The organism is Psychrobacter halotolerans, from assembly GCF_039680845.1.
Taxonomy (GTDB): Bacteria; Pseudomonadota; Gammaproteobacteria; order Pseudomonadales; family Moraxellaceae; genus Psychrobacter.
In genome coordinates this window covers 153,331-166,000 of the sequence record NZ_JBDKWD010000002.1, presented here as the reverse complement: position 1 = coordinate 166,000, position 12,670 = coordinate 153,331, and the positions used below count along the sequence as shown (strand labels likewise).

Here is a 12,670-nt window from a genome sequence, read left to right as displayed (position 1 = left end):
TTCACGTATGACTGTTAAAAAATCTCTTTTTAATATAGTCATACGTAAACGAGCTTAGCAGAGTTGTTCGAAGATATTACCTGAGCCTTGCTCACTGCGAACTTTCCTTGCAATATGCTACACTACGATGGCGGCTTCATGAGCCAAAGGATTAAACAAGTATAACCAATCAAATAAAACCTGCATTTTATTACTTTAAATTTCATAATTCTAAGTTTTATAACTCTAATAAGGATAATTATATGAATATTCAATTAACCCAAAGTTTGCCAAAGACACACACGCAAAAAATACTTAAAAAAGAAGCCAAAAGTAAAGACGCAGCCTGTCTTGTGGTTTTAGTCGATGATAAGAAAAACATCTTAGCCGAGGCCGCGTTGAGCGATTACCAAACGCGCATTGAGCAATTGATTGAGGTATCACACTTCAACGGTAAAGCTTGTGAAACCGTAGCAGATTATGCATTGGCAGGTGACAAAAAAACCACCAAGCAAAACCCCGTACAATTGCTTTTGGTCGGCGTGGGCAATGTTGATAAGCTCAGCCACAGCGTATTACAAAAGATTGCGAATACTATTTATCAAAGCACGCAAAAACGCGTTGATTCTATTACCGTAGCTCTAGGTGATGCGCTCGAAGAAAATCAATTTGGTCAATTGGCGTTAAATCTATTGGCAGCGACTTATCGCTTTGATAAATACAAGTCTGAGCAAACAACACCTGTATTAACCGATATTTACTTGCTGGCTGACAAATCATTGCAAGCGGCGTTAGAATTTGCCCAAGCTGTGTTTGCTGGTCAAAGCCTAACTCGTGACGTCGCCAATGAGCCGGGTAACATTTGCTTCCCCGCTTATATGGCCGAACAAGCACAGGAAATGGCAAACACGTATCCTGACCTGTTAAAAGTCACTGTATTGGGTGAAGACGAGATGTCAGCGCTGGGTATGGGCTGCTTCTTATCCGTCGCACAAGGTTCTACCAAAGAAGGTAAGCTGGTACTGATGGAATATCAAGGCAAATCGGCCTTTGGTAGCAATGCAAGCGCGAAAGTCACTGGCGGTCTCAAAGCGTTGGCTGATAAATTGCCTACGAAGAAAGCATCTAAAAAGGCAAGCAAAAATAGCGATGCCAATACTCAAACTGGTAATAACGACGCGCCTATCGTTTTAGTGGGTAAAGGCGTGACCTTTGATTCAGGTGGTATCTCAATCAAGCCAGGTGCGGCAATGGATGAGATGAAATTTGACATGGGCGGTTCAGCATCAGTACTCGGTACGATCAAAGCCTTGTGCGAAGCGCGCTTACCGATCAATGTCGTTGGCGCCCTTGCTTGTGCTGAAAATATGCCATCAGGTGATGCTACTCGTCCGGGCGATATCGTTAAAGCCATGAACGGCACCTCTGTTGAAATCCTAAATACCGATGCAGAAGGTCGTTTGGTACTAGCAGACACATTATGCTACGTACAGCGCTATCAGCCAAAAGCCATCATTGATGTGGCGACATTGACGGGCGCTTGTGTGGTTGCCTTGGGTCACGTGCGTTCAGCGGTCTATAGTAATGACGAAGATGTGTTATTCGATCTTGAAAATGCCAGTAACCTATCAGGTGATCTCATCTGGCATATGCCAATGGATGACGAGTACCAGTCGCAGCTCGAATCGCCTATCGCTGATTTGCAAAACATCGGTGGCAAGGCTGGTGGCTCTATCACTGCCGCCTGTTTCTTGTCTCGCTTTGTAGAAGAAGGTCAAGCATGGGCGCATTTAGATATCGCTGGCACGGCATGGAATTCAGGTACAAACAAGGCAGCCACAGGTCGTCCAGTACCTTTGTTTATGCAATACCTAAAAAACAGCGCCAACGTTGCCTAATTAACTTATAAAAGCTAATTTGTGAAAAGCATTTTATGAATATCAGTTTTTATGTATTAAGTGAGAGTAAAGCCCAAGATTTCTTGGGCTTTATTTGTCAGCTCACGCAAACCGCGCTTAACAAAAGCACGCAGTCTGTACTGATTCTTGTAGAAGATGAAGCGTTATTGTCAGCGCTTGATGAGGCATTATGGGCGCAAGAAGCGACCAGTTTTATACCGCATCAACGCCTGTTAGCTACTGACTCTGCTGACACGTCTGTTACTCATCAAGTATTGGCGCCTGTTCTGCTTGCCAGCTATTTGCCCGCTGATTTTAAAGGCATCGTGATTAATACCGCCTCACATCCAATCAATCGCTTTATCGCTGCAACCAACAACGCCCAGCCTACTCGCGTACTTGAGCTGATAAAACCCGATACGAACAGTGTGGATGAAGGTCGTCATAAATATAAAACCTATCAACAAGCAGGCTATCAGTTGACGCACTTTAAGGTCTAATCTATAGACCATCCTCCATAAAGCCAGTATAAATAGCGTCACGCGCTACTTAAATTCTTTATCAGTCATTATGTCGCATCTCTTTTCTTCTATAAAACTTTTCAGATAGGCTCTTAGGTAGGCGTCTACTGTAAAAAGTGCTACTATTCTTCGATTGCTTTTTTGTATCCATTACAAATGTATTATTTGCTTACTGATTTGAGGATGTATAGATGCGTTCATTGGTTGCGATGTACCAGCGGATAGGACTGGTGCCTTTGATTATTATGGGTTTGATATTGGGAGTATTAATCGGTTGGCTTGCGCCAAGCGTTGGTATTGCTTTGGGAATATTGGGCACGTTGTTCGTTGGTGCTCTAAAAGCCGTCGCACCCATACTGGTGTTTATTTTGGTGATGGCCGCTATTAGCCAGCACCGTAGTGGCAACGAAGTGTATGTCAAGCCTGTGCTTATTATGTACATGTTTGGCACTTTTTTGGCAGCCCTGACTGCGGTGATGGCAAGCTTCTTATTTCCAACCGATCTTGTCTTGGTCAATGCCTCGATTGAACAAGTTCCGCCCGCCGATCTAAAAGAAGTATTGACCAATCTTTTGATGAATCTGGTCGCAAACCCTGTCAGTGCGGTTGCCGAAGCCAACTATATTGGTATTTTAGCGTGGGCAATTATCATTGGTTTTGCGCTGCGTCAAGCCAGTGATACGGCTCGTGCCGTAGTCAGTGATTTTTCTGACGCGATCTCACAAGTGGTGAAATGGATCATTGCGCTAGCGCCTTTTGGTATTTTAGGTTTGGTGGCGAATACGGTCGCTGAAACCGGCTTTGCGTCTTTGGCAGGCTATGCGCGTATTTTGCTGGTCTTGGTCGGTTGTATGCTATTTATCGCGTTAATCGCAAACCCAATCATTGTACTTATTAAGACAGGTAAGAATCCTTATCCCTTGGTATTCACCTGCTTGCGTGAATCAGGTATCACTGCCTTTTTTACTCGTAGCTCGGCGGCCAACATTCCTGTCAATATGAACCTTGCGCGCAAACTGGGTCTTCATGAAGACACCTATTCAGTGACCATTCCGCTGGGTGCAACCATCAATATGGCAGGCGCGGCGATCACGATTAACGTGTTAACGCTTGCGGCGGCTCACACCCTTGGTATCGAAGTATCCTTTGCATCAGCCCTATTATTAAGTTTGGTTGCTACGATCAGTGCGTGCGGCGCTTCTGGTGTCGCGGGTGGCTCATTGCTTTTAATTCCGCTGGCAGCGAGTCTGTTTAGTATCCCCAACGACATTGCCATGCAAGTAGTGGCAATTGGCTTTATCATTGGGGTGATCCAAGATTCCGCAGAAACCGCGTTGAACTCTTCAACGGATGTACTGTTTACTGCCGCTGCTGATCCTACGTATTCACGTTAATCTCCTATCTGCATTAACCGATAGAACGCATTGCTATAAAATAAAAAAGGGCCCTTTAAAGGCCCTTTTTTATTGTTAAAAAATTTGGTTGTATGCACTAAGATATTTTTTTAATCTCAAAAACGATACATAGCACCATACGTCTTATTGAAAAACCCATTTATACTGCCCATCTCTTTTAGACTCTATTTCGCAGTTTTCACAGTCACCCTTACAGTCCTGTCTACATCAATTTTGGTGCTTAATCACCTCTATCGATAAATACTCCAAATACACGAATACCCTAGCCATTTATGGACAGGGGTTTTACCTATTATTAAAAGAAATTAACATGAACATTAACAGCATTATTTTTCCTATATCCTATATTACTTTTGTCCTCTGGATGGCAGTGGAGGCAAAGGCTATATGAATATCGACGAACCTAAAGCCTCTGAGCTTAACGCTCCACGTTTACCTATCTGGAAGCTGCTGGCATTCACACTAGCAGGCTTTCTCACTATCATGACCGAAACCATGCCAGCTGGTTTGTTACCACAAATTAGTGAGTCCTTAGGGGTTTCTAAGGCGCTAGCAGGCCAGCTGATTACGTTTTATGCACTAGGCTCTGTGCTAGCCGCTATCCCAGTTATTGCTGCCACTCGTAGTTGGAATCGCCGCCGATTGTTCTTATTGGCAATTGGAAGCCTATTGGTATTCAATATTATTACGGCCTTGTCGAACAGCTATGGAATCATTATAGCGGCACGCTTTGCTGCAGGTATGGCAGCAGGAGTGATATGGGGATTACTACCCGGCTATGTGTTACGTATGGTGGCAGACAACATGCGAGGGCGTGCATTAGCGATAACAGGAGTGGGTCAGCCAATTGCACTGGCTTTTGGCGTACCTTTAGGAACATGGTTAGGTCTGCTATTGGACTGGCGCGGCGTGTTTTGGATCATGTCAGCGTTAACATTGCTATCGTTGATTTGGGTACGTCTGGCATTACCTGACTTCGCTGGTCAGTCAGCCAAACAGCGCTTATCAATTCGGCACGTTTTTTCGATGCCAGGTATTCGCCCTGTATTGCTCACGTTGTTTGTATGGATCGCAGCTCACAACATTCTCTATACTTACATCGAGCCATTTTTAGCATCGGTCGGGTTGGCACAGCGAGTGGATGCTATATTACTGCTATTCGGCATTGCTGCTATAGTAGGGATCTGGCTTACTGGGCTGTTAGTAGATAACTGGCTACGGTTGATGGCTTTGATAAGTCTGAGTGTGTTTGCGATAGGAGCGTTAATATTGGGTTTCTCTGGTGGCTCTACAGCCATCGTTCTAGTGGGTATAGCCATATGGGGACTGACCTTTGGGGGCGCACCGATATTGTTACAGACCGCACTTGCAGGCGCCGCAGGTGATAACGCTGATGTTGCACAGTCCATGCTTGTGACAGTATTCAACCTAGCGATAGCTTGCGGCGGAGTAGCAGGTGCAATACTATTACAACGCCTTGGGGCAGTATCGTTTCCGTGGGCAGTCCTTGCACTTGCTTTATTAGGACTATCAGTAGTCTGGTCTGCTAAAAGAAATGGGTTTGTTTCGAGCTAAAACTTGAAGTTCTACTACCCAAAAGAGAATATGTTCGATAAAACATCAACGTATATCCGCTATTTTTGGTTATTCATAAACATAAAAAAGAGCCACTTGGCTCTTTTTGATCGTCTATTCTGTATGGTTATCTCACTACTTCAAATGATCAATGTCTACTTCAATGACAGTGGCTGGTTTGTCTATTTGCCGTTTGAGTTGGCGTAATTGCTCAAGCTCATCTAATAACTCTAGTATCAACCCAATCGCGGGAACACTAGCATCAAAATCGCGACTCAGGCGGGAAGCACGGCGCACAGTCGTCAGCTGATAACCAGTGAATTGCTCCTGCTCTGGCACATCATATTCGATGATGTTTTCTTCAATCAATTCAATGACCCATTGGCGATCTTGGCCACAGGTAGAAACCAGCTCATCTAAGCTCATGATAATGTCGGTAAATTCAGGCGAGTGTTTCATAACTATTATCCTCGTTTGCGCTTTATTTCATCGTTATCGGGTGGTGTTCGTCTCTCTTACAATGGTTTTTGGCTATGATAAAACACCACTATCAACGGTCAATATTGGTATCGGCAAAAGCTTGTTTTAGCTGCTCGTATGCTTGGGTCGCCGCTTCAGTACTGATATCGGGGTTAACAATGTTTAGGGTTAAATATAAATCGCCTGCTTGCTTGGCAGGAATACCTTTGCCTTTTAGGCGTAAGTTGCTACCCGATTTGCTGTTTTTGGGAATGGTCACGGCAAGCGTGCCTGTAGGCGTTGTAACATTGATTTTCTCACCCAATGCCGCCTCCCAAGGAGCGATATTCACGGTTTGATAGACATCAGCCCCTTCGATACGAATGTTGTCTGCGTGACGGATTTTCACTTTTAAAAACAAATCGCCATTACTGGCATCGCCCAACCCTGCCGCGCCTTGGCCTGCTAAGCGGATTTGTTTGCCATCCGTGATGCCTTTTGGAATTTTTATTTTTAGCGTTTTATTGTCGTAGGTAACGCTGCCATTAGGCTGACGAACTGGTACGTTTAATTTAATACTGTAGTCATCGCCAGTATAGACGGAGGCCAAGTCAACGGTGATCTCCGCATGTTGGTCTTGGCCTTTACTGTCTTGTGTACCAAAACCGCCACCAAATTGATCAAAACCACCGCGCTGCGACTGTCCGCCTCTTTGTCCATTGGTGGATCCGCGCGCCCCGCGACCAAATGCTGAAAAAATATCGTCAAAACGAAAGCCGCCTTCGCCAAAGGCTTCGCCGTCACCAAACTGACCTTTTATGTCTTCCCAGCGAAAACCGCCCTGACTGCCGCCCGCCGACTGACCAGCAAAACCGCCACCTTGACCAGCAAAAGGATTGTCTAACATGGCATCGTATTCTGCTCGCTTGTCTTTGTCCCTGATCGTTTCGTACGCGTTGTTGATTTCTGCGATCTTATTATCTGCGTCTGGATCGTCACTGACATCAGGGTGGTATTGACGAACAAGCTTACGGTATCTTTTTTTAATATCAGCGTCTGAGGCGTCTTTTTTGACCCCTAAAATGTCGTAGTAGTTTTTCTCTGCCATGTTGTGTTCCCCAAGATAAAAGTATGTGTACGATACTGGTATGCCTACTTTGAACGCCATGGTGTGAAAATTTGTTTAGCGGCGACATAGCCTGTGATGTTTATACTCTACTAATAATGATAGCAATAAAAACAACGAATACCGTTATAGAAATATTAACGTCAAATCCTTTAGCGAATGCTGATATAAATGTCCCTTGCATACTGCTAAACAGAAGCTACGAAAGACTCATCTCAGTACTGTATTGGTTTTAGAATAGATCAACTATAAGTGAGTCATGCTTTTAATACAGGCATAAAAAAAGAGCAAACACTCACTGTCTACTCTTTTTATGATGGAACGTTTCCAATACCTTTAAGGCATGAGGTACTTTACTATTTACAGAAAACTTTAGCTGTACGAGGGGTATAGATACCGAACGTTACCACGCCTAAAGCAACATCTGTAGGAGACTGAATGGTTTGTACTTTGGCTACATTTGCCGCGCCGCCACAAACTTCAGCCGCATTTACAGATTGTGTTTGACCAATACCAGCTATAAAGAAAGACTGTGATTTCGAATACGTTGGTGTCACTTGTTGAGTTGGCTGAATAAGTGCCGTCTGTGTAGCACAACCTGACGCCAATAATACTGAGCCCATCAATGCGATTGTTATGATTTTTTTCATAGTAGTATATCCTTACTTACAATAAACGCGGGTTTGACGGGGAGTATAAATACCATAAGAGACGATGCCCAATACGATATTGACAAAGTTACTTTGGGTTTGAATACTACCAACGTTGTCTTTACCTTCACATACTTGAGCGGCATCGATTTCCTGCTCTTGACCCAATCCACTCACAAAAAACGTCTGCATTTTGCTTTCATCTGCTTCAATGGCGGTACTCGGTGCGACTGGTGACGAAACCAAATAGTTTTGCGTCGCGCATCCTGAAGTCAAAATGGCCAATAATGCCACCGCAACAACTTTCTTCATATATTAATTCCATTAATTGATTTTTGTTCGGAGTGCAACATTACTCTTTAAAAATCTCAAATGCAACATAAATGTAATTAAATTTATAAAAATGTTTTATAAATGTAATAGTAGACATTAGAATAAGACTACTGCTGACCATACTGTAGAATTTAATCGTAAAAATGTAGAGGTTTTAATGCTATTTGCTAATGCATTTCAGTACAAAAAATGGGCAAATCATGAGCTGTTGATGTTTGGAGAACATCAAATCTCCAAACTCTCGGTCAGTAAGGCCACCTTTTTTGTTCGGATTTTAAATCATACAGCCGTCGTTGATAGTTTTTTTATTAGTCGAATTTTGGGTGAAGCAGACCCGTTTGCTGCGGACAATACTGAAGAGACGCCTACTTTAATAAAATTGCGTCAGAGAATGGAGACAAATGACAGCTGGTTGGTTAACTTTACACAAACCGTATCAGCTGCTGAGCTAGCGCGAGTCATATCATTTCAATTCATTGATGGAGACTTTGGTCAATTAACCGTAGAAGAGATTCTATTGCATTTGTTAACTCATGGTAGTAATCACCGCGGTATGGCCTCTAGAGTACTAGCGTCTAACAGTCTTGAACGTCCAAAAGACACCTTTACGCGTTATCTGCATTCGGCTGAACCATCAAGAAGACAGTTTGCCAAAGAAGCTATCATTAGCCAGACTATCACGACTAACGATTAGGACTGCTGAGACAAGCTGAATATCTATTACCAAGTTTGAAGAATATGACAGAAAGTAATGTAAATACACTTTTCGAAGACACTATCCTTTCAATTTTTATAAATAACAATATAGATATGATGTATCGCATGAACCATAAATCGTTCATTATAAAAACAACGACTATCTTGGAGATTATTTGAACTCGAGCGTTTTTTACATCTCTGTAAGAATACGACAAGCTCTGTATTGTAAAATATCCATATAATTCATACTCTTATTGGATATGGATAACATAGGCAGGTATATCTGTCTATTTCTTCAATTGCAGAAAGGTAAGAAAGGTATTAGATGTCTTATTTAATCAAGTCTTTGGTTGTCGCGTTATCACTTATGCTGAGCACGGCCGTTTTTGCGGGTAACACCAGTTTTTATGGCAGCAAATTTCATGGTAAGCGTACGGCAAGTGGTAGTATCTTCAATATGAACTCACTGACGGCGGCGCATCGCACGTTGCCGTTTGGTACGAAGGTACAAGTGACCAATAAAAAGACAAAAGAGAGCGTTGTTGTCAAAATCACAGACCGAGGCCCATTTATTAGCGGCCGTATTCTTGATTTATCAAAAGCCGCTGCTGGTAAAATAAACTGTCAACTGTGTACCACGACGATGGAAATTCTCTCTTACGGTGATGGTAAATACCGTAGGGAATAACGTAAAAAATAACGTAAAAAAAAGGGAAGGCTAATGCCTTCCCTTTTTTATGACTCTTTTTATCAATCAGTCAACCGATATAAATGAATAGCTGTTTCGATCCAAACCTTTTTATTCAAAACCCGCTTCCATGTCCTCTAAAGTCGTCATCGCTTGCAACAATGTCTCTTCATTATCGCTATGCTGCTGCTGCAATGATGTCTGCTCATTCAATAACACCAGCAAGTCAGACTTACGACTGTCTTCATAAAGCGTGGTATCAGCGAGCTTATCTTCGAGAACATTGAGTTTATTGTTAATCTGAGCCAACGTCTTTTCTAAATTTTCAATATCACGGCGAATAGGCGCGGTTAACTTGCGTTGTTCGGCCGCCAGCTTGCGCTGCTCTTCTTTACTTAGGGTCGAGTGAGCAGATGCTTTATTGCTCGCTGTTGTCGTATTAGCAGCGGTGGCTGATTTATTTTTGCTCTCTGCACCAACAGCTGGTTGATTGCTAGATGGCGTGTCATTCGTTTCACGTGAAACAAACTTCTTATTGGCTTTTTTGTTCTTTTTCTTGCTGGTACTTTTGTCTTGTGAGTTCTCTTGTTTGCGCTTTTCTGCCAGCCACTTACCATAGTCGCTGATATCGCCTTCAAACTCATCAATTTGACCATCATGCACCAAAAACAACTCATCACAGACATTGGCAATCAACTCGCGATCATGTGAGACCAGTACCACAGCGCCCTGAAAACCTTGCAAGGCGATGGTCAATGCTTGACGCATTTGTAAGTCTAAATGGTTGGTTGGCTCATCGAGTACCAGCACGTTTGGACGCTGCCAAACGATCAATGCTAAGGTTAAACGCGCACGCTCACCGCCCGAAAACAACTCACTGGGCGTATCAATGCGATCACCGCGAAAGTCAAAACTGCCCAAAAACGAGCGCAACTCAGCATCTGAGGTCTTGCCTGCTAGGCGACGCATCATTTGTAACGGCGTGGCAGCTGAGTCAAGCACGTCCATTTGATGCTGATTAAAATAACCGAGTTTTATGGTGTCAGACACCCGATACGTGCCTGATAGCACGCCAAGCTCGCCCACTAAGGCTTTGATCAGCGTTGATTTACCCGCGCCATTCATACCGAGTAAACCAAGACGCGTATCAGGCGTTACCTGTACATTGGCATTATGCAACAGCGGCGTATCACTATAGCCAATGTCAGCTTGGGTCAGCTCAATCAGTGGCGAGCTCATGTTTGCTGGCTCATAGAAGCGGAATGAGAATGGGTTGTCTGCCATCATGGGGGACAGCTCCGCCATACGCTCAAGTTGCTTGATACGGCTCTGCGCTTGTTTGGCCTTACTGGCTTTGGCGCGGAAACGACGAATAAAGTCATCCAAATGCGCTTTGGTCGCTTGCTGCTTCTCAAACGCTTGCTGCTGCTGCGCCATACGCTCATGACGCGTACGAATAAACTGCTGATAATTACCCGTGTACAGGGTGATTTTTTGTTGTTCGACGTGCAAGATATGACCGACCGTCGCATCCAAAAATGCTTGGTCATGCGAGATAACAATGACCAAACCGGTATAGGCATTGATCCAAGTTTCAAGCCACAAGATAGCATCCAAGTCCAAATGGTTGGTTGGCTCATCGAGCAGCATGAGATCCGCACGGCTCATCAAAGTTTTGGCAAGGTTTAAGCGCATGCGCCAACCGCCCGAAAACCCTTCTACCGGCAGTTCATGCTGGGTGGTGTTAAAACCAAGGCCTGCCATGATTTGCGCCGCTTTGGTTGGGGTGCGATAGCCATCGATTTCATCAAACTGCTGGTGCAATACGCCAATCTGCTCGTCGCTTACGCTACTCAAATCGTTTAATGCGGCATTGATCTCATACCACTGCTCGTCGCCGCTCAACACATAGTCAATCGCCGTTTGCGTGCTCGCACCCACTTCCTGTGCCATATGCGCGACATGCCAGCTGTCAGGAATACTGACCTCACCCCGATCCAGCGTGACTTCGGTTTCACCGGTGCCCATCTGCGTCAATAATAAGGCAAACAAGGTCGACTTGCCTGTACCGTTGTTGCCCGTTAAGCCAACCTTGTGGCCCGGATGTAGCTGAAAGCTTGCCCCCGCAAACAATTCACGGCCATCACGGCGAACACCAACGTCTTTAAATTCGATCATATAATTTCTTCATCTCAACAGTAATATAAAATATAAGGCAAGCAGAAAAACACACATCTGGCATGTCAATGGCGGCTATTATTTCAAACGCTTGCCCCATAGGCAAACGATTAAATAACTATTTCAAAACTAAGTATTTATTCAGGTCAAAAACGGTATGCTTGACCGTAAAAAGTAAAGGTCATAAAGCGTGTATGCAAGTGAGTTAAATTTGGTTGGCAGGAACACGCTTGACAAACGAATCCTCACCCCCATTATGATATACTGCTACCAAATAAGTGTCAGACGTCAGCGACGACGTGATGATGACACGCCTACACTATTTATTTTGCATTATAATGCGCTAATAGCATTGCTTTAATGACAGCACCCACTCGAATCAAACGCCGACCGTATCTTTATTTGCACTCTATAAATGGCAAACCCAAACAGGATGACGACAGCATTTGATCCTAGCAACTGAGGTAGATATGAACGAATCAGCCAACCAATTTAACCCAAGCGCAAGCCAGCCTGTAGATCCAACGGTATTAAAGCTAACCGATAGTGCCGCGCAAAAGGTTCGCCGCCTACGTGAAGAAGAAGGTGATAGCGACCTGATGCTACGCGTCTATGTAACAGGCGGCGGCTGTTCAGGTTTTTCTTATGGCTTTAATTTTGCCAATGACTTAAATGAAGACGATGCCAACTTTGATAATGGCGATGTGACACTGGTCGTTGACTCATTAAGCTATCAGTACCTACAAGGTTCTACCGTTGATTATACGGAAGGACTAGAAGGCGCACGCTTTATTGTGACCAACCCCAATGCCACCACCACGTGCGGCTGTGGTTCTTCGTTTTCTATCTAGCGCCATTAGTACCACTTTTCTGTCAGAGCGTTGTTAGTGAATGCGTCTAAATGGTTAGCCTGTGCTATGAGACAGCGCTCACTTGGCGTATTGAAAGCATCTATCCATTTGGTAGATGCTTTTTTTATACGTTTTATACCGTCACTCTAAAGTACAATTTGCGCCAAATATCTGCTGTAATCTAGACAGGTGCGTCCTTGTAAAGCTTATCGTATTTGTAATTGTTCGTGGTTTTCAAAGCAGGTTTGAGCTAAACTGACGGAATTCTAAATCTAATATTTACCTTCTTTATGGTCAA

12 protein-coding genes are annotated in these 12,670 nt (G+C 43.9%); 7 read left to right on the top strand and 5 right to left on the bottom strand.

Going from position 1 to position 12,670, the window contains the following annotated elements; genetic code table 11:
- Window positions 1–242: 242 nt before the first annotated feature.
- The 4 genes from AAJP47_RS04400 to AAJP47_RS04385 all read left to right on the top strand — a co-directional run bounded on the left by AAJP47_RS04400 (window position 243) and on the right by AAJP47_RS04385 (window position 5,388).
- Window positions 243–1,877 carry a leucyl aminopeptidase gene (locus AAJP47_RS04400; RefSeq protein WP_346716702.1) on the top strand — a complete coding sequence of 545 codons (1,635 nt, stop codon included), beginning with the start codon at window positions 243–245 and terminating at the stop codon, window positions 1,875–1,877.
- Between the two features lie 35 nt (window positions 1,878–1,912).
- Entirely contained in the window at window positions 1,913–2,377 is a 465-nt protein-coding gene (locus tag AAJP47_RS04395) for a DNA polymerase III subunit chi (RefSeq protein ID WP_346716701.1), read from the top strand.
- A 212-nt stretch (window positions 2,378–2,589) separates the two neighbouring features.
- Window positions 2,590–3,792, top strand: a complete 1,203-nt coding sequence (sstT, locus tag AAJP47_RS04390) for a serine/threonine transporter SstT (RefSeq protein WP_346716700.1) — start codon at window positions 2,590–2,592, stop codon at window positions 3,790–3,792.
- A 408-nt stretch (window positions 3,793–4,200) separates the two neighbouring features.
- Complete coding sequence (locus tag AAJP47_RS04385; protein ID WP_346716699.1) at window positions 4,201–5,388, top strand: MFS transporter; 1,188 nt, start codon at window positions 4,201–4,203, stop codon at window positions 5,386–5,388.
- Between the two features lie 135 nt (window positions 5,389–5,523).
- On the opposite strand, the gene AAJP47_RS04380 is transcribed toward AAJP47_RS04385, so the two are convergent.
- From AAJP47_RS04380 to AAJP47_RS04365, 4 genes are all read right to left on the bottom strand, one after another.
- Window positions 5,524–5,847: a chaperone modulator CbpM gene (locus AAJP47_RS04380; protein ID WP_346716698.1), complete on the bottom strand. Its 324-nt coding sequence runs from the start codon at window positions 5,845–5,847 to the stop codon at window positions 5,524–5,526.
- 91 nt (window positions 5,848–5,938) lie between these two features.
- On the bottom strand, window positions 5,939–6,955 hold the full coding sequence (locus tag AAJP47_RS04375) for a DnaJ C-terminal domain-containing protein (RefSeq protein ID WP_346716697.1): 1,017 nt from the start codon (window positions 6,953–6,955) through the stop codon (window positions 5,939–5,941).
- 374 nt (window positions 6,956–7,329) lie between these two features.
- Window positions 7,330–7,623, bottom strand: coding sequence for a Bor family protein (locus AAJP47_RS04370; protein ID WP_346716696.1), 294 nt, complete (start codon window positions 7,621–7,623; stop codon window positions 7,330–7,332).
- A gap of 12 nt (window positions 7,624–7,635) precedes the next feature.
- Complete coding sequence (locus tag AAJP47_RS04365) at window positions 7,636–7,935, bottom strand: Bor family protein (RefSeq protein WP_346716695.1); 300 nt, start codon at window positions 7,933–7,935, stop codon at window positions 7,636–7,638.
- A 232-nt stretch (window positions 7,936–8,167) separates the two neighbouring features.
- On the opposite strand from AAJP47_RS04365, the gene AAJP47_RS04360 reads away from it, so the two are divergent.
- Together AAJP47_RS04360 and AAJP47_RS04355 are read left to right on the top strand one after the other, a co-directional pair.
- Entirely contained in the window at window positions 8,168–8,650 is a 483-nt protein-coding gene (locus AAJP47_RS04360; RefSeq protein ID WP_346716694.1) for a DinB family protein, read from the top strand.
- Window positions 8,651–8,980: 330 nt separating this feature from the next.
- The gene (locus AAJP47_RS04355) at window positions 8,981–9,343 is read left to right on the top strand and encodes a septal ring lytic transglycosylase RlpA family protein (protein ID WP_346716693.1); all 363 of its coding nucleotides are present in this window, start codon (window positions 8,981–8,983) and stop codon (window positions 9,341–9,343) included.
- A 111-nt stretch (window positions 9,344–9,454) separates the two neighbouring features.
- Here the strand turns inward: AAJP47_RS04355 and AAJP47_RS04350 are convergent, their stop codons facing one another.
- A complete protein-coding gene (locus AAJP47_RS04350) occupies window positions 9,455–11,521 on the bottom strand; it encodes an ABC-F family ATP-binding cassette domain-containing protein (protein ID WP_346716692.1) in 2,067 nt (688 codons plus the stop codon).
- Window positions 11,522–11,991: 470 nt separating this feature from the next.
- Between AAJP47_RS04350 and erpA the strand changes: the two genes are divergently transcribed.
- A complete protein-coding gene (gene erpA / locus AAJP47_RS04345) occupies window positions 11,992–12,372 on the top strand; it encodes an iron-sulfur cluster insertion protein ErpA (RefSeq protein WP_346716691.1) in 381 nt (126 codons plus the stop codon).
- The last annotated feature ends 298 nt before the right edge of the window (window positions 12,373–12,670 follow it).